Consider the following 17,136-nt stretch of genomic DNA (forward strand, 5'->3'; position numbering starts at 1 on the left):
AGAGACTTCTCTGCTGTCGTCAACCCCACAGGTAATAAATTTATGATTTTTCCTGTTTGTTTGCCTGTTTTTACACCAAACGCCTGTTTTCTGTGCTTTTTTGTTTGTTTTTTGTTAATTTTGAACTCTTGTTTACAATTTCAGTCCTAACTAGTCCTGATGTAGCTTCTTTTTTTGGAATTCGGTGAATGAAGAGAGTACTTTGTACAACAGCATTGCTTTGCTTGTCTTTGACAGGCCAGGTCTTTGCCGAAGCACCACAGCCTTTGCCAGCAGATGATAAAACCATCGACTTTATTGAAAAGCAGGTGGAGCAAAACATGTCTGTGGGCAGAGCGATCAAAGCGATCGTCAGTCACTACCCCCAAGATGTGGAAATTGTTATTTCAACAGCGCTGGCACTGTACCCGGATCAATACCGGGAAATAGTGCATGCTGCAATATCAGCCCAACCAGCCTTAACAGAAGATGTTGTTAGCATTGCTATAGAAACCTACCCACAACATTGTGCGAAGATTGTAGAGGCAGCAATTAACGCAGAACCAAGCTATATCGATTTTGTCGTCAATACAGCGACCCATGCCACACCGGAAGAGCTACAGGATATTGTCCGAATCGCAGTGGTTACTGAACCTAACTCTGCCGACACTATTGTTCGTTCCGTCGCCGAAGCCCAACCGAATCGCCTAGCCGAAATCATCACTACAGCTATTAGCGCCGTGCCATTGGTTGGAGAATATATTGTAGAAGCCCTGTTGGTTTCTTACCCGCAAAGCACAGAAACAGTGATTACTACGGCGTTCAAAGAGTCGAGTGTTGAAGATAATAGTTTGTTGCGGATCCTGGCGGCGGCCAGGGGAGCGGGTATTAAGGATGACGTCCTCAAAGTCTATGCCCATAATGGCGGCATCACGGATGAGGACTTTGCAAGCCTGATGGCAAAGTTGGACGATCAATAAGGATCACCTCATCGAAGTACCTTACTACAGACAATAAAAAACCGGGATAATCCCGGTTTTTTAATTTCTTGGTCAACTTACTCAGCTACCGCTTCTTCTGCAACGTCTTCTTCAACGTCTACAACAGGGCGGTCAACCAATTCAACATAGGCCATAGGCGCGTTGTCACCGGTACGGAAGCCACATTTCAAAATACGAATGTAACCACCTGGACGTTCGGTGTAACGTGGACCTAAGTCATTGAACAGTTTACCTACAACCTCTTTATCACCTGTGCGGGCAAACGCGAGGCGACGATTCGCAACGCTGTCCTGCTTAGCCAGTGTGATCAGAGGCTCAATTACGCGACGCAGTTCTTTCGCTTTAGGCAACGTGGTTTTGATGATTTCATGTTTCACCAAAGAACCTGCCATATTGCGAAACATCGCTTGACGATGGCTGCTGTTGCGATTTAACTGACGACCACTCTTACGATGGCGCATGGTTCTTTCCTTCTTAACAAATCAGTTTAACTTGCGACCTGATTAGTCTTTCTCAGCAATACTCTCTGGGGGCCAGTTTTCCAGGCGCATACCCAATGAGAGACCGCGAGAAGCAAGCACATCTTTTATTTCAGTCAGAGACTTCTTACCCAGATTAGGGGTCTTAAGTAGCTCGACTTCTGTGCGCTGCACCAGATCACCGATGTACTGGATAGCTTCTGCCTTAAGACAGTTCGCTGAACGTACAGTAAGCTCAAGATCATCAACAGGACGAAGTAGAATCGGATCGAACTCCGGCTTTTCTTCTTTGGCAACTGGCTCTTTGATATCCCTTAATTCAACGAAGGCATCCAGTTGTTCTGCCAGAATAGTGGCAGAGCGGCGGATGGCTTCTTCAGGATCGATAGTGCCGTTGGTTTCCATATCGATAATCAGTTTATCTAAGTCAGTACGCTGTTCGACACGCGCAGACTCTACTGCATACGCTATACGTTCAACCGGACTGAAAGAAGCATCGACTAACAAACGACCAATTGGTCTCTCGTCTTCTTCAGAGGTGCGGCGAGCGGCAGCCGGAACATAGCCACGTCCCTTTTCCACTTTAATGCGCATGTTAATAGACGCATCACCGGTCAAGGTACAGATCAGGTGATCAGGATTTACAATCTCGACATCACCATCATGCTGTATATCACCCGCTACAACTGGGCCTGCACCAGATTTAACCAGGGTAAGATTGGCTTCATCTTTGCCCTCGAGACGCACTGCCAAACCCTTCAGGTTCAACAATATTTCGATAACGTCTTCCTGGACACCTTCCTTGGTGCTGTACTCATGCAGTACGCCATCAATTTCCACTTCTGTTACCGCACATCCAGGCATGGATGACAACAGAATACGACGCAACGCGTTACCCAATGTGTGACCGAAGCCACGCTCCAGCGGCTCAAGGGTCACCTTGGCGCGAGTTTGGGATACGTTATCTATCTCGACTAACCTTGGTTTAAGGAATTCAGTTACAGAACCCGACATTGTTTCCTCTCTTTGACCTTCTTTACTTACTGTAAAGTTCGACGATCAGCTGTTCGTTAATTTCGGCAGACAAGTCACCACGCTCTGGAATGCGCTTGAAAGTGCCTTCCATCTTCTTGCTGTCCACTTCTATCCAGGTAGGCTTTTCACGCTGGTCGGCGAGTTCCAGAGCAGCAACGATACGTGCTTGCTTTTTGGCCTTCTCACGAACAGACACAACGTCTTCAGCAGAAACGTTAAAAGAAGGAACGTTAACAACCTGACCATTTACCAGAATGGCTTTGTGGCTAACCAACTGACGCGCTTCAGAGCGAGTGCTGGCAAACCCCATACGGTAAACAACATTGTCAAGGCGTTGCTCCAAAAGCTGAAGCAGGTTTTCACCTGTATTGCCTTTCAGACGTGCCGCTTCTTTATAGTAGTTACGGAATTGCTTTTCCAACACGCCGAACATACGACGTACTTTTTGCTTTTCACGCAGCTGCACACCGTAGTCAGACAAGCGGCCACGACGGGCTCCATGCTGACCTGGTGCAGTGTCTATCTTACATTTCGAGTCAATTGCCCGAACGCCACTTTTAAGGAACAAATCCGTTCCTTCGCGGCGGCTAAGTTTGAGTTTTGGACCCAAATATCTTGCCATGATCTTTCTCCAACTGTCCTGAAAACGTGCTTAAACGCGACGTTTCTTAGGTGGACGACAACCGTTGTGAGGAATAGGCGTCACATCGGTAATGTTAGTGATACGGTAACCCGTCGCGTTCAGGGCACGGATCGCAGACTCACGGCCTGGACCTGGACCTTTTACAAACACTTCAAGGTTTTTCAGACCGTATTCCTGTGCCGCGATTCCGGCGCGTTCTGCAGCTACCTGAGCAGCAAAAGGCGTGGACTTACGCGAACCACGGAAACCAGATCCACCGGAGGTTGCCCATGCTAAGGCATTTCCCTGGCGATCCGTGATGGTCACTATCGTGTTGTTAAAAGAGGCATGGATATGAGCCATACCATCTGCTACCTGGTGTTTTACGCGCTTACGTGTACGTACTGGTGCTTTTGCCATAAATCCCCCCGCTTACTTCTTAATCGGCTTACGAGGACCTTTACGGGTACGCGCATTAGTTTTAGTGCGCTGACCTCGTATAGGCAAGCTGCGACGATGGCGTATGCCACGAAAACAACCTAGGTCCATCAGACGTTTAATGCTCATTGAAACTTCGCGACGCAGATCACCTTCAACAGTGAATCTGGCGACTTCTTCACGAAGTTTTTCAACTTGCGCTTCATCAAGATCTTTAATCTTAGTACTCTCTGCAACACCTGCGGCTGCACAGATGCTTTTCGCACGTGTGGCGCCAACACCGTAAATGCTAGTTAAAGCGATTACAGTGTGCTTGTGTTCAGGGATGTTAATGCCAGCGATACGGGCCACTAACAGCACTCCTCTAGTTAATATGTCATCAGCCTAAAAAGCCCGCTAGGATACTTATCCGATGACAAAATTGCAAATTTAGCTCAAATGAGCTTGTTTATCGATTAACCTTGCCTTTGCTTATGCTTCGGCTCTACACAAATCACTCGCACAACACCGTTGCGTTTGACGATTTTGCAGTTACGGCAAATCTTCTTAACAGATGCACGAACTTTCATTTCGTTACTCCGTGATTGACCAATCTTAACGGCCGAAGCCTTTAAGATTAGCTTTTTTCAGAACAGACTCATACTGATTAGACATCAAATGGGTCTGCACCTGTGCCATAAAGTCCATGATTACCACCACGATAATCAGCAATGATGTCCCGCCAAAGTAGAACTGAACGTTCCAGGCAATCATCATAAACTCGGGCACTAAACATACAAAGGTAATATATAAGGCACCTGCCAGCGTCAGTCGGGTCATGACCTTATCAATATATCTGGACGTTTGCTCACCAGGGCGAATACCAGGTACAAAAGCCCCGGATTTCTTCAGGTTGTCTGCTGTCTCACGTGGGTTAAACACCAACGCAGTGTAGAAGAAACAGAAGAAAATGATCGCCGCAGCATAAAGCAATACGTACAGAGGCTGTCCTGGGGACAACATCAACGATACATCCTGCAACCATGACATGCTCTCATTGGAACCAAACCAACTGGCAATGGTACCCGGGAACAAGATGATGCTGGACGCAAAGATTGGTGGAATAACCCCTGCCATGTTCACTTTCAGCGGTAAATGCGTGCTTTGCGCGGCAAACACCTTACGGCCCTGCTGACGCTTGGCATAGTTAACGACGATACGACGTTGACCACGCTCGACAAATACCACGAAGTAAGTAACAGCAACGATGATGACACCAATCAACAGCAGAAACAGCATATTCAGGTCGCCCTGTCTGGCTTGTTCTACTGTCTGACCGATGGCGGTAGGCAATCCAGCTACGATACCCGCAAAGATAATGATAGAAATACCATTACCTATGCCACGTTCAGTAACCTGCTCACCCAGCCACATCAGGAACATGGTTCCTGTGACCAAACTGACTACAGCTGTAAAGTAAAATCCAAAACCAGGATTGAGCACCAATCCCTGCATCAGATTAGGCAAACCAGTAGCGATGGCAATAGCCTGGAAAATTGACAATATAAGGGTCAAATACCGCGTATATTGGCTGATTTTCTTGCGCCCTGCCTCACCTTCCTTTTTCAGTTCAGCCATCTGCGGATGCACAACTGTCATCAACTGCATGATAATGGATGCCGAAATATAAGGCATGATACCAAGCGCCAATATTGATGCGCGCTCAAGTGCACCACCGGAAAACATATTAAACATTTCCACGATGGTGCCTTTTTGCTGCTCAAAAAGCTGAGCGAGTACGGCTGCATCAATACCAGGAATAGGCACGAATGAACCGAGCCTGAATACGATAATCGCACCAAGGACAAATAACAGCCTTGATTTCAGTTCACTCAGCCCGCCTTTGGCACCTGAATCCAGTCCTGGTTTAGCCATTTAGCTTATTCCTCTACTTTACCGCCAGCAGCTTCAATAGCTTCACGAGCGCCTTTAGTTACCTTCAAGCCATTTACAGTCACCGCGCGATTGAGGTCACCACTTTTCATTACCTTGACGAACAGCACATCTTTCTTAACCAGATTCGCTGCTTTCAGGGTTTCCAGTGATACCACATCGCCTTCAACCTTAGCGATTTCAGTCAGTGTCACCTGGTCAGAGACCATAGATTTACGTGACGTGAAACCAAACTTAGGCAAACGGCGCTGGATAGGCATCTGACCACCTTCAAAGCCCGGACGGATTTTTCCGCCTGAACGTGAAGTCTGGCCTTTGTGACCACGGCCACCAGTCTTACCCAGACCGGAACCGATACCTCGGCCTACCCGCTTGGAAGATTGTTTCGCTCCAGGTGCAGGAGCAAGTGTATTCAAATGCATGGATTACTCCTCCACTATCTCAACCATATAGTTGACTTTATTGATCATGCCGCGAACAGCAGGAGTGTCTTCCAACTCACGGACACGACCAATGCGACCTAAACCCAAACCAGTCAGCGTAGCTTTGTGCTTGGGCAGTCGGCCAATCGCACTCTTGGTTTGCTTAATTTTGATAGTCTTAGCCATTGTCCATTACCCCAAAATCTGTTCTACGGCCAATCCACGCTTAGCGGCAACCTGCTCTGGAGACTTCATCTCAACCAGGGCATTGATTGTTGCACGCACTACGTTAATAGGATTGGTAGATCCGTAGCATTTTGAAAGTACGTCTTGTACACCAGCCACTTCAAGGACCGCACGCATTGCACCACCGGCAATAATACCAGTACCTTCTGATGCTGGCTGCATGTATACCTTGGAGCCGGAATGACGCCCCTTGATCGGATGCTGAAGGGTTGTCCCGTTCAGATCCACGGTAACCAGGTTACGACGTGCTTTTTCCATTGCTTTTTGAATAGCAGCGGGTACTTCACGCGCTTTACCGTAACCAAAACCGACACGACCATTACCGTCGCCCACTACAGTCAATGCAGTGAAGCTAAAGATGCGACCACCTTTAACCACTTTAGACACACGGTTTACGGCAATCAGCTTTTCTAACAGTTCACCGTTTTGAACTTCTACTTTAGCCATAATTAACTCCTAGAACTGAAGACCTGCTTCGCGAGCAGCATCAGCCAATGCCTTCACTCGACCGTGATACTTGAAACCGCTGCGATCAAAAGCCACTTCTTTAATGCCTTTTTCAATCGCGCGCTCAGCGATCACTTTGCCTACTGTGGTTGCAGCTTCTGCATTACCTGTGGATTTCAGGTCTTTACGCAGATCCGCTTCAACAGTAGATGCCGTCGCCAGCACTTCTGAGCCGTTAGGGGCAATCAGTTGTGCATAGATATGACGAGGTGTGCGGTGAATCACCAGGCGATGCGCTGCCAGTTCACTGATCTTTTTGCGGGCGCGGGTAGCGCGACGCAAACGAGATGTTTTCTTATCCATCGTATCACCCACCTACTTTTTCTTAGCTTCTTTACGACGTACAACTTCATCGGCATAACGAACACCTTTACCTTTGTAAGGCTCTGGTGGACGATATCCACGAATGTTAGCTGCGACCTGACCCACCAGCTGCTTGTCGGCGCCTTTGACGACAACTTCAGTCTGACTAGGAGTTTCTACGCTGATGCCCTGAGGCATTTCGTAGGAAACAGGGTGAGAGAAACCCAGGGTCAAATTCAGTTTGTTACCTTGTGCTTGCGCACGGTAACCAACACCGTTGAGCTCCAGTTTCTTCTCGAAACCCGAAGTAACGCCAATCATCATGCTGTTCAGTACGGAGCGAGCAGTACCAGCCTGCGCCCAGCCATCGGCTACGCCATCGCGAGGAAGAGTTTTCAATTGACTCTCTTCTTTTACGACTTCTACACCGTCATTAAACACAAAATTTAACGTTCCGTTTTTACCTTTCAGGCTGACTTCCTGGCCATTGATGTTGACTTCAACACCAGACAGGATATCAACCGGGGCTTTTGCTACACGTGACATCGATTACTCCTCCGTTACGCTACATAGCCGATGACTTCACCACCCATGCCCGCTTTACGCGCCGCACGGTCGGTCATCACGCCCTTGGATGTGGAAACGATTGCGACACCCAGACCACCCATTACTTTTGGCAGCTCATCTTTTTTCTTATAGATGCGCAGACCAGGGCGACTGACTCGCTCGATAGTTTCGATAACCTTTTTGCCTTCGAAGTACTTAAGCGTCACTTCTAGGACCGGCTTAACATCACCAGAGGCCTGGTAGTCAGTGATATAACCTTCTTCTTTCAGCACTTTTGCAATAGCAACGCGCAGCTTTGAAGAGGGCATAGCAACGGAAACTTTATTCGCCAGCTGACCGTTACGAATGCGGGTAAACATATCCGCGATAGGATCTTGCATACTCATCTTAAGCTACTCCTTACCAACTGGCTTTTTTCAGACCAGGGACTTCACCACGCATGGCCGCTTCACGTAATTTAATCCGGCTAAGGCCGAACTTACGCAGGAAACCATGTGGACGACCAGTGATACGACAGCGGTTATGCTGACGTGCACGGGAAGAGTCACGAGGCAGTTGTTGCAGCTTGAGAACCGCGTCCCAACGTTCTTCATCAGAAGAATTTACACTGCTGATAATGGCTTTAAGCTCAGCACGCTTCTCGGCGTACTTGGCTACCAGCTTGGCACGCTTTACTTCGCGTGCTTTCATTGATTGTTTTGCCATAACCCTACACCTTATTTCTTGAATGGGAAGTTGAAAGCAGCCAGCAGAGCGCGACCTTCTTCATCAGTCCCGGCAGTCGTAGTGATGGTAATATCCATACCACGTACCTTATCCACTTTATCAAAGTCGATTTCAGGGAAGATGATTTGCTCGCGAACACCCATGCTATAGTTACCATGACCGTCGAATGACTTAGCATTCAGGCCACGGAAATCACGGATACGCGGGATAGCGATTGAAATCAAACGCTCAAGAAATTCCCACATACGCTCGCCACGTAGGGTTACTTTACAGCCAATCGGATATCCTTCACGGATTTTAAAACCCGCTACAGATTTGCGTGCAACAGTGACAACTGGCTTCTGACCAGCAATTGCTTGCATGTCAGAAGTGGCGTTTTCCAACACCTTCTTGTCTGCTACCGCTTCACCCAGACCCATGTTCAGGGTGATTTTCTCAATCCGAGGGACTTGCATGACGCTTTTGTAACCGAACTGCTTCGCAAGTTCCGCCACTACTGTTTCTCTATAGAAATCATGCAGTTTCGCCATCGTAATCTCCAATAATTAAACCAGTTCGCCGTCAGACTTGAAGAAACGTACTTTCTTCTCATCTTCAAAACGGAAACCGACACGATCCGCTTTACCCGTTTTAGGGTTAACGATCGCGACATTCGATACATGAATTGATGCTTCTTTCTCAACGATTCCACCAGCGACACCTAACTGAGGGTTAGGCTTCTGGTGTTTCTTCATCAAATTCACACCTTCTACAACCAGACGGTCAGACTCAGTCAGTACTTGCAGGACTTTGCCTGTTTTCCCTTTGTCTTTACCGGCTAGAACGACAACTTCATCATCACGACGAATTTTTCTTGCCATTATCGTGACTCCTTATAATACCTCTGGGGCCAGTGAGATGATCTTCATGAATTGATCTCCACGAAGCTCACGGGTTACCGGGCCAAAGATACGCGTACCAATGGGTTGCTTATTGGTGTTAAGCAACACGGCTGCGTTGTTATCAAAACGGATCAGAGAACCGTCAGGACGACGAACGCCTTTTCTAGTACGCACCACCACTGCATTCAGTACGTCACCTTTTTTAACTTTACCGCGAGGAATTGCTTCCTTGACGGTAACTTTGATGATGTCACCGATATGTGCATAACGGCGATGCGAGCCACCAAGAACCTTAATACACTGAACCCTGCGAGCGCCGGAATTATCGGCCACATCCAGGTTAGTTTGCATTTGGATCATGCTAGTGCTCCGCTGTTGTTAAGGCCATTTACAGGCCAATTAGCTGCTTTAATAGTCATACCCCCACAAAAAGGGCGCGAAACTATAACAGAATTGAACGCATTGTGATACCCGAAATGTTGAAAAAAACAACGGGATTGTTTTTTAACGTCGGAGGCCTCGACGACAGCCCTGTTTATGGGCAAAAAAGGACCCGGAAGGGTAGAGGACAAGGAAAGCGTGACGCTTCCTATTTCAGGCGCACAAGGATAACGCTTCGTGCGGGAAAAAGGAAATCGTCCGGTAGAAAAGCTGACAACTGCGACAGATTGCCTAAGCCTGTCGCAGTAATAAGAAAGCACGATAGCGGCTTGCTATGCGTTTTTTTAGTTAAGCACCACAATACGGTATCCGCTACCCACTTCGACATCCGGCTGGATGGAGAAAAGATAACTTACCGCTTCATCTATCGCCAGCGTTGAGGTTTGTGCTATCAGGGTCTGGTTACCGCTGTTGTCATCATATAGTGCAATAACGTCATAGTAATCACTGGGCAGGGTGATGCCGTCCGATTCAGCGTAACTGAGATTGAGCATGCTGTATTTCGCTGTCTCTACCGTTTCATCCTGTCTGACAAAGTAAACGTCAATATTGCTAAAATCCTGCACCAGATTCACAACATTGAGATCGTGTTCGTACACCTGGGGTGAGTCACTCTCTTCAAAGGCCAGTGAGTCAAGGTTGTTGTCTTCATCGGTGTATAACACCACCGTTTTAGATTCTCCCTGATTCAGGGTCAGTAAGCGATGACTCATCATGACAGTTCCATCAGCGGTACTGGCAGACAGTTGGTAATCGCCGTACTTAATCGACGTAAATGGGCTTAACACACCGCCCGGCACCTCAAGACTTTGCGACATGTCACTGCCACTCAGTGTCAGGTTCAGCGTCTGCTCATCATTCAGGCTATTATAGAAACGGTAGTGTGCGCCGGAGCGGATGTCTTTGTATTCAGGGACACTACTGGAATTGATAATCAAATCGGCAATCAATGTTTCCTCAGATGCCCCTGAGGAGTGCCTTATCACCATGACATACTCAGTTTCGTAATCAAAACTCATGGTATCGCTCTCAAACACCACCTCTGTGGTGCCGGGCTCAGTCAGATACACCACATAGTCATCCAGATCCCAGTGCGCACCGTCAGAATCTGCATCCCAGTATTCCGTGTCCAGCAATTCACCGTAGTTCAATGCACCGATAAAGTAGGCCTGGGTGATTGAAGCGCCCGCTTCACCGATATAGAGATCGAAATACCGCTCGCTTATGGCTGAGGTGACCTGAAGAGTAAAATGATCTTCCAGCTCCGAGCGCTTGAACTGATGCTCAATCAAATCCGGATCGGCATAATCACCCAGCATCAGATACAGGGATTTGTAACCATCACTGAGCGACACATCCAGACTCATGAGCTCAATCAGAGCATCATTGGTATCTTCATATTTAAGGCTGAGAAGGGTTTCCTGCTCATCGACTGTAAACAGGCTGGTTGCATCGCCATATGCGGCATCACCCAGCTCGACATCGTCCAGATAAAGGCCTGTTGAAGCGCTATTGGCAGAGCCATTGTAAAATTGCACGTAGGCTTGAGGGTAAGTGCTATCACCGTCATCGGAGCTACCACAGGCCGTCAGTAACAGCAGTGTAACGGGAAGTAGAAATACAGATATAACTCGCAGGTTCATAATCGGTCCTTTTGCTTACAAGAGCAAAAAAGACCACCGGGCGGGCGCCCGGTTCTCGTCCTTACACTTAATTTACACTGCTTTACATTACTTTACGGTGGGGATCTAACCGAGAAAGAGACTCAGGCAGTTGTTGACAGGCGCTGCCTGACCACTTCATACAAGCAGATGCCAGTTGCCACAGAGACGTTCAGACTAGACACGGAGCCTGCCATCGGAAGCTTGATAAGCTCATCACAATGTTCACGGGTCAGGCGACGCATGCCCTTTCCTTCTGCACCCATGACCAATGCCATAGGCCCCGTCAATTTTGCTTCATAGAGGCTTTGTTCCGCTTCACCTGCAGTGCCCACCACCCAGACACCCGCCTGCTGCAACTCTTTGAGGGTTCGTGCCAGGTTAGTCACCTGAATAAAGGGCATGACTTCAGCGGCACCACATGCCACTTTGCTGACGGTAGGTGTTAAGCCTGCGGACTTATCTTTAGGTACGATAACCGCATGCACGCCTGCCGCATCCGCACTGCGGATGCAGGCCCCGAGGTTATGAGGGTCCGTGACGCCATCGAGAATCAACAAAAAGGGTTGTGCTGTTGCATTGATAATGGCGTCCAAATCACTTTCGTCGAGAACCCGCGCCGGCTTGGCTTTAGCAACAACGCCCTGGTGCTGAGCCCCCTCGACTTTATCGTCAAGGGTACGGCGCTGACAGAATTGCACGGACACACCAAAGCGACGGGCCTGATTGACAATATCAGTAAGACGTTGGTCGTCACGCCCCTTGAGAACGAACAGTTCAATCAACCGCTCTGGCTCACGTTCTACCAAAGCTTCCAATGCATGCAGACCATACAACCATTGGGTTTGCGCCATTGCCTACTTCCTGCCTTTTGTCGTTTTTCGTTTACCGGGCCGACCTTTAGGCTTCGCCGTTTTGCCTGAGGCCGGTTTTTCTGTAGTAGTGCGTTTTCCTTTGGCTTTTTTCACGGCGACTTTACGCCCGCCTTTCCCTTTGCCCTGCGGCTGATCAAGAACAAAATCAATTTTACGGTCATCAAGATTCACACCGGCGACTTTCACCCTCACCAGATCGCCGAGGCGATAGACCGTGCCAAAGTTTTCGCCAATGAGGTGTTGTTTAACGGCATCGAAATGATAGTAGTCATTTTCAAGTGCAGTGATGTGTACCAGGCCATCAATGTGAAACTCACTCAGGCGTACGAAAAAGCCAAAACTGGTCACCGAGGCAATCACCCCATCAAAGCTTTCTCCGACATGATCCTGCATAAACTCACATTTGAGCCAGTCGGCCACATCTCTGGTGGCATCGTCAGCCCGACGCTCGGTCATCGAACATTGCTCACCCAGTTGCACCACTTCTTCGGTGGAATAGGCTTTCCCACCGGAATTACTCTTACGTTTAGCCTGCTTATCCAATATGCCTTTTAACGCACGATGCACCACCAAATCCGGATAACGACGTATGGGGGAGGTAAAGTGTGCATAGGCTTCCAGCGCCAGACCAAAATGACCAATATTCTCACGATCATAGATAGCTTGCTTCATGGAACGCAGCAGCATGGTCTGAATCAGTTCCTGATCCGGACGCTTGGCAACTTTATTCACCACATTAGAAAAATCCGCAGGTACCGGGTCATTACCAATACCATGAGGAATCCCCACTTCTGCCAGATAACCTAAAAACGTCATCAAACGATCAGGATCGGGCTTGTCATGAACCCGATAAAGCGCCTCTGCCTCATACTTCTGCAGCATCATGGCCGCACTCACATTAGCAAGGATCATGCACTCTTCGATCATCTTGTGCGCATCATTGCGCTCAACGGCCACCACATGATCAATCTTACGCTGGGCATTAAAAATGAATTTATTTTCCTGCGTTTCAAACTCAATGGCACCACGTTGTGCCCGTGCTTTTTTAAGCACCCGGAACAGGTCATGCAGGTCACGAAGATTCGGCACTAATGGTTCATAGCGCTGATATAGCTCTTTGTCACCCTGCAAAATGTCCCAGACCTTGTTGTAGGTCAGTCGCGCATGTGAATTCATTACGGCTTCATAAAACTGGTAACTCTTGAGGTGACCGGTTTTATCAATGTGCATCTCACAGACCATACACAGTCGGTCCACCTCAGGATTAAGTGAGCACAAGCCATTGGACAGCACCTCGGGCAACATGGGCACAACCTGTTCAGGGAAGTACACTGAATTGCCGCGTTCAATCGCTTCTTTATCCAATGCGGTGCCGGGTCTGACGTAATAACTGACATCGGCAATTGCTACCCACAGTGTCCAGCCACCGTCATCCCGTGGCTGACAATACACTGCGTCATCAAAATCCCGGGCATCTTCACCGTCAATCGTGACCAGGGGGAGTTGGCGCAGGTCGATACGACCCTGCTTGGCCTCTTCCGGCACCTGTTCCGTCAGACTTTTAATCTGCTGCGTCACCGCCTTCGGCCAGTCATGGGGAATGTCGTAGGTGCGCATCGCCATTTCAATTTCCATGCCCGGAGCCATATGCTCTCCCAGCACTTCGATAATTTTGCCGGTGGCGTTAACGCGTTTATTCGGACGCTGTACGATTTCCACCACAACTACATGGCCCTGGCGCGCCCCCTCAGTTTGCTCTGGCGGTATCACAATATCCTGACAAATACGGCTGTCGTCGGGCACCACGACACCAAATCCATGCTCAACAAAATAGCGACCTACCACAGGTTCAACCCGGGGCTCTACCACCCTGACGATACGCGCTTCTGTTTTACCCTTAACATTCTGATTACTCTCGCGAGCGAGTACCACATCACCATGCAGCAGGGTTCGCATCTGAGCATTGTGAATAAAGAGATCGGGCTTACCATCTTCACGCTTTAGAAAGCCAAAACCATCCCGATGACCAATGACTCGTCCCCGGATCAGGTCCATTTTATCTGCCAGACCATATTTCTTATTACGGTTAAACAGTATCTGACCTTCGCGCTCCATGGCCCTTAAGCGACGCTGAATGCCAATACGACTCTCTTCATCCCTGGCTTCTACCAGCTCACAAATCTCGAGCATAGACAGGGGTTTATTTTCATCGGTGAGGATCTGCAGCAGGTATTCCCGGCTGGCAACGGGGTTGTCGTATTTTTCTTTTTCGCGCTGGTAATAAGGGTCGTCGTGTTGCGTTGGCAATGCTTGCTTCCGTTGTTGTGGACATTTAATGCCCAGTATAACGAATTCGACGCCCGAATGATTGTAGAATTTAACTGGCAGCCGGTTAGCTGTTTAGCGGGCGTCGAGCTTTGCGTACTGCTTTAGGGTGCATAAGTTTTTCCAGTTCTTGCAGACAACGGGCAATCTGTTCATGTTGCCCTTTATCTGCGGTGATGGCGTTATACAGCCAGTGATACGCATCTTCGTAGTCATAAGGGCTGCCATGGCCCTCGATAAACAATTCAGCCAATCGTAACTGTGCTTTTAGATTGCCCAGACTACCGGCTTCTCTTAAGAAAACGATAGCCCTGTCGATATCTTTCTGCACCAACCGGCCCACGGCGTAGTAGCGGCCTAATTGTTCCATTGCGGCGGGCAGGCCTTGCTCGGCGGCCTCATGCATATAGTGTATTCCCCGTTCCGGGTCGGCTTTAAGACACACTCCCCAGGCCAGCATGTCTCCCCACAGAAATTGATAGGCAGGCAGTTTCAGCGTTGCCGCCCGGGCTTCGATGTCCTGCACTAACTGACAGTCATCCATGACGACTCTGTCGAGGTGGGTGTTTTCATTGATCATGGCAATCAATTCATCCTGAGAATAGATTTGTACGGCTTTAAGATCTGTTTGTTGCCCCGCTACCGGGCCAATCATTACTGACAATAAACCTGCACAACACAGTTTTTTGATCATATTCTCATTCCCAATTTCTAACGTCTGCCATTTCACACCACTTTTAGTATCGGCAAATATCGCAATTTATAAAGGGAATCACCACGCTCCCGACAAGGTTCTATCGGGTCAATCGTGCTATGGCCTGGTGCAGATAGTCACGAGGACAACCGAAATTGAGTCGTACAAACTGCTTGTTGCCGAAATCCGTCCCCGGTGACGGCCCTACTCCCTTTTCTTCAAACCAGGCTTGTGGATTATCCACTCCTAAACCACTGGCATCCACCCACGCCAAAAAGGTTGCCTGGGGCGCGTTGACCCTAAGGCCATCAATCTGATTGATTTGCTCAACCAGATAATCCCTGTTTTCACGCAAGTACTCCAGCTGACGCTGATACCACTCATCGCATAGCGTAAAGGCGGCCTCTGTAGCATACAGCCCTAACACATTGACCCAGGGGACAATGCCCATTGCCGCCTGATTGAAACGGCGTCGCAATGTATTGTCCGGAATAATCGCAAAAGCGGCGCCAAGTCCGGCAATATTGAAGGTTTTGCTCGCCGCCATCAATGTAATGCTGTTGTCCTTGAGGGCTTCGATTTTTCCGGCTGGAAGGTGGCAAGCCTGCTCATCAAGAATGAGGTCGCAGTGGATTTCATCACTACACAGGGTGACATCATGACGTCGACAAATATCAGCGATTCGTGCCAGTTCTGCCTCACTGAGTACCGTGCCAACCGGGTTCATCGGATTACACAGGACAAACAGTTTGGTTTTAGGATCTGCGGCCTGTTTCTCCAGTTCATCAAAATCCAGCATCCAGCGTCCGTCTTGCTCCAGTGTTGGAATATCCACCCGATGTAATTGATTAAGCTGAGGCGCTGCCAGCAGAGGGGGATAATTAGGTACCTGAATCATGACCTTATCGCCGGGTTCACAACAGGCTTTGCACGCAACATTGAAGCCAGGCACAACGCCCGGCATCCATACAATCCAGTCAAGTTCGACGCGCCAGTCATAGCGCTTTTGCAACCAACTGGCTACGGCCTGCTTCGCCGGTTCATATTGCGCCGGTAAGGTATAACCTAACACCCCATGCTCGACCCGGGCCGTCAGCGCATCCAATATGGGTTGTGCACACCTGAATTCCGTATCGGCCACCCACATGGGCAAAATGTCCTTGCCCTGGTATTTCTGCCATTTGAAAGAGAAGGTTGGTTTGCGGTCGACAATCTGGTCAAAATTCATATTCGTCCCGTTACGATGCTTGAAGTGGAAAGTATTGAGTTAACAGGCTATTACTCTATTAAGAGTCATATAGTGGACGCAACTTTGATCTGGAACAACTTATATCCCTTTTCAATCAGGGAGCCTGTTGTAGTTTGATCCTCATCAAAAATTTGTTGTTTAAAAGGGTAGATACTCAAGTCAAATGACAAGGAGAAGATGATGCAAGATAAAGACAATGTAGGCGTGTGGGATACTGCACTGCGGTCAGTGCTGTCATGTGTGTTGCTGGCGTTAGCGGTAGAGGGTATTTTCCCAACTGCAGTCAGTATCGCACTCGTCGTCGTAGGCCTGATGCTGTGGACAACCGTCTCCACGGGGGTGTGCTGGCTTTACAAATTGCTGGGCATCGATACCTACCACCATGCCCGTTAAATAAAAAAGGCGCCCGCGGCGCCTTTTTTGTGGTCATTCACGACAAGGCGTAGATAAAAAGTAGTCCCAGTACCAGGCCAGTGACACCAAAAAAACCGTATTCAACTTTTGATTTCATGGCATCGCCAGCTTCGACGGGCTTGTGTATTACTGCCATCAGTATGCTGCTTAATCCCAAGACAAAAGCCAGTAGCGCGAACCCAAATAAAATTGCTTCTACCCAATTTCCCATAATAATGCCTCAAATGTGTGATGATGGGCGTATTATGCCGCAAAAAGCTTTGCCGATCAGTGTACCAGATCAAATTTTTATGTTTATGGCAGGGAATGAGTAAAACGCCTACAAAGTTGCGATTTTGA

25 protein-coding genes are annotated in these 17,136 nt (G+C 48.5%); 2 read left to right on the plus strand and 23 right to left on the minus strand.

Features of this window, described 5'->3' with window-relative positions:
- The first annotated feature begins 188 nt into the window (after positions 1-188).
- Positions 189-959, plus strand: a complete 771-nt coding sequence (locus tag CCY32_RS16115) for a hypothetical protein (protein WP_141096258.1) — start codon at positions 189-191, stop codon at positions 957-959.
- A gap of 77 nt (positions 960-1,036) precedes the next feature.
- On the opposite strand, the gene rplQ is transcribed toward CCY32_RS16115, so the two are convergent.
- The 22 genes from rplQ to CCY32_RS16225 all read right to left on the minus strand — a co-directional run bounded on the left by rplQ (position 1,037) and on the right by CCY32_RS16225 (position 16,362).
- On the minus strand, positions 1,037-1,441 hold the full coding sequence (gene rplQ / locus CCY32_RS16120; protein WP_062476006.1) for a 50S ribosomal protein L17: 405 nt from the start codon (positions 1,439-1,441) through the stop codon (positions 1,037-1,039).
- A 42-nt stretch (positions 1,442-1,483) separates the two neighbouring features.
- Positions 1,484-2,473, minus strand: a complete 990-nt coding sequence (gene rpoA, locus CCY32_RS16125; RefSeq protein WP_088332564.1) for a DNA-directed RNA polymerase subunit alpha — start codon at positions 2,471-2,473, stop codon at positions 1,484-1,486.
- Between the two features lie 22 nt (positions 2,474-2,495).
- Positions 2,496-3,116, minus strand: coding sequence for a 30S ribosomal protein S4 (gene rpsD, locus CCY32_RS16130; RefSeq protein ID WP_062476000.1), 621 nt, complete (start codon positions 3,114-3,116; stop codon positions 2,496-2,498).
- Between the two features lie 30 nt (positions 3,117-3,146).
- A complete protein-coding gene (gene rpsK, locus CCY32_RS16135) occupies positions 3,147-3,536 on the minus strand; it encodes a 30S ribosomal protein S11 (RefSeq protein WP_088332566.1) in 390 nt (129 codons plus the stop codon).
- 12 nt (positions 3,537-3,548) lie between these two features.
- The gene (gene rpsM, locus CCY32_RS16140) at positions 3,549-3,905 is read right to left on the minus strand and encodes a 30S ribosomal protein S13 (RefSeq protein ID WP_088332568.1); all 357 of its coding nucleotides are present in this window, start codon (positions 3,903-3,905) and stop codon (positions 3,549-3,551) included.
- Positions 3,906-4,009: 104 nt separating this feature from the next.
- Complete coding sequence (gene rpmJ, locus CCY32_RS16145; RefSeq protein ID WP_088332570.1) at positions 4,010-4,123, minus strand: 50S ribosomal protein L36; 114 nt, start codon at positions 4,121-4,123, stop codon at positions 4,010-4,012.
- A gap of 25 nt (positions 4,124-4,148) precedes the next feature.
- A complete protein-coding gene (gene secY / locus CCY32_RS16150) occupies positions 4,149-5,468 on the minus strand; it encodes a preprotein translocase subunit SecY (protein WP_088332572.1) in 1,320 nt (439 codons plus the stop codon).
- Between the two features lie 5 nt (positions 5,469-5,473).
- Entirely contained in the window at positions 5,474-5,908 is a 435-nt protein-coding gene (rplO, locus tag CCY32_RS16155) for a 50S ribosomal protein L15 (RefSeq protein WP_088332574.1), read from the minus strand.
- A 3-nt stretch (positions 5,909-5,911) separates the two neighbouring features.
- Positions 5,912-6,094 carry a 50S ribosomal protein L30 gene (gene rpmD / locus CCY32_RS16160; protein WP_088332576.1) on the minus strand — a complete coding sequence of 61 codons (183 nt, stop codon included), beginning with the start codon at positions 6,092-6,094 and terminating at the stop codon, positions 5,912-5,914.
- A gap of 6 nt (positions 6,095-6,100) precedes the next feature.
- Positions 6,101-6,601 carry a 30S ribosomal protein S5 gene (gene rpsE / locus CCY32_RS16165; protein ID WP_062475983.1) on the minus strand — a complete coding sequence of 167 codons (501 nt, stop codon included), beginning with the start codon at positions 6,599-6,601 and terminating at the stop codon, positions 6,101-6,103.
- A gap of 9 nt (positions 6,602-6,610) precedes the next feature.
- Positions 6,611-6,964: a 50S ribosomal protein L18 gene (gene rplR, locus CCY32_RS16170; RefSeq protein ID WP_088332747.1), complete on the minus strand. Its 354-nt coding sequence runs from the start codon at positions 6,962-6,964 to the stop codon at positions 6,611-6,613.
- A gap of 12 nt (positions 6,965-6,976) precedes the next feature.
- Positions 6,977-7,510 (minus strand): 50S ribosomal protein L6, encoded by a 534-nt coding sequence (gene rplF, locus CCY32_RS16175; RefSeq protein WP_088332578.1) that lies wholly within the window; start codon positions 7,508-7,510, stop codon positions 6,977-6,979.
- A 14-nt stretch (positions 7,511-7,524) separates the two neighbouring features.
- The gene (gene rpsH / locus CCY32_RS16180) at positions 7,525-7,917 is read right to left on the minus strand and encodes a 30S ribosomal protein S8 (RefSeq protein ID WP_062475978.1); all 393 of its coding nucleotides are present in this window, start codon (positions 7,915-7,917) and stop codon (positions 7,525-7,527) included.
- Positions 7,918-7,930: 13 nt separating this feature from the next.
- Positions 7,931-8,236 carry a 30S ribosomal protein S14 gene (rpsN, locus tag CCY32_RS16185; protein ID WP_062475975.1) on the minus strand — a complete coding sequence of 102 codons (306 nt, stop codon included), beginning with the start codon at positions 8,234-8,236 and terminating at the stop codon, positions 7,931-7,933.
- A gap of 11 nt (positions 8,237-8,247) precedes the next feature.
- A complete protein-coding gene (rplE, locus tag CCY32_RS16190) occupies positions 8,248-8,787 on the minus strand; it encodes a 50S ribosomal protein L5 (protein WP_062475973.1) in 540 nt (179 codons plus the stop codon).
- A 15-nt stretch (positions 8,788-8,802) separates the two neighbouring features.
- Positions 8,803-9,117 (minus strand): 50S ribosomal protein L24, encoded by a 315-nt coding sequence (gene rplX / locus CCY32_RS16195; protein WP_088332580.1) that lies wholly within the window; start codon positions 9,115-9,117, stop codon positions 8,803-8,805.
- 12 nt (positions 9,118-9,129) lie between these two features.
- Positions 9,130-9,498: a 50S ribosomal protein L14 gene (gene rplN / locus CCY32_RS16200; protein WP_062475966.1), complete on the minus strand. Its 369-nt coding sequence runs from the start codon at positions 9,496-9,498 to the stop codon at positions 9,130-9,132.
- A 365-nt stretch (positions 9,499-9,863) separates the two neighbouring features.
- Positions 9,864-11,222 carry a DUF4397 domain-containing protein gene (locus CCY32_RS16205; protein ID WP_088332582.1) on the minus strand — a complete coding sequence of 453 codons (1,359 nt, stop codon included), beginning with the start codon at positions 11,220-11,222 and terminating at the stop codon, positions 9,864-9,866.
- Positions 11,223-11,344: 122 nt separating this feature from the next.
- The gene (gene rlmB, locus CCY32_RS16210; protein ID WP_088332584.1) at positions 11,345-12,094 is read right to left on the minus strand and encodes a 23S rRNA (guanosine(2251)-2'-O)-methyltransferase RlmB; all 750 of its coding nucleotides are present in this window, start codon (positions 12,092-12,094) and stop codon (positions 11,345-11,347) included.
- Positions 12,095-12,097: 3 nt separating this feature from the next.
- On the minus strand, positions 12,098-14,422 hold the full coding sequence (gene rnr, locus CCY32_RS16215) for a ribonuclease R (protein ID WP_088332586.1): 2,325 nt from the start codon (positions 14,420-14,422) through the stop codon (positions 12,098-12,100).
- A gap of 85 nt (positions 14,423-14,507) precedes the next feature.
- Complete coding sequence (locus tag CCY32_RS16220; protein WP_088332749.1) at positions 14,508-15,095, minus strand: tetratricopeptide repeat protein; 588 nt, start codon at positions 15,093-15,095, stop codon at positions 14,508-14,510.
- Between the two features lie 139 nt (positions 15,096-15,234).
- Positions 15,235-16,362 (minus strand): PatB family C-S lyase, encoded by a 1,128-nt coding sequence (locus tag CCY32_RS16225; RefSeq protein WP_088332588.1) that lies wholly within the window; start codon positions 16,360-16,362, stop codon positions 15,235-15,237.
- Between the two features lie 198 nt (positions 16,363-16,560).
- Between CCY32_RS16225 and CCY32_RS16230 the strand changes: the two genes are divergently transcribed.
- Entirely contained in the window at positions 16,561-16,776 is a 216-nt protein-coding gene (locus tag CCY32_RS16230) for a DUF2892 domain-containing protein (protein ID WP_246840654.1), read from the plus strand.
- 37 nt (positions 16,777-16,813) lie between these two features.
- Here CCY32_RS16230 and CCY32_RS16235 read toward each other — a convergent pair whose 3' ends face one another.
- Positions 16,814-17,008: a hypothetical protein gene (locus CCY32_RS16235; RefSeq protein ID WP_088332592.1), complete on the minus strand. Its 195-nt coding sequence runs from the start codon at positions 17,006-17,008 to the stop codon at positions 16,814-16,816.
- Between the last annotated feature and the right edge of the window lie 128 nt (positions 17,009-17,136).

The organism is Lacimicrobium sp. SS2-24 (genome assembly GCF_002201535.1).
Lineage (GTDB): Bacteria > Pseudomonadota > Gammaproteobacteria > Enterobacterales > Alteromonadaceae > Lacimicrobium.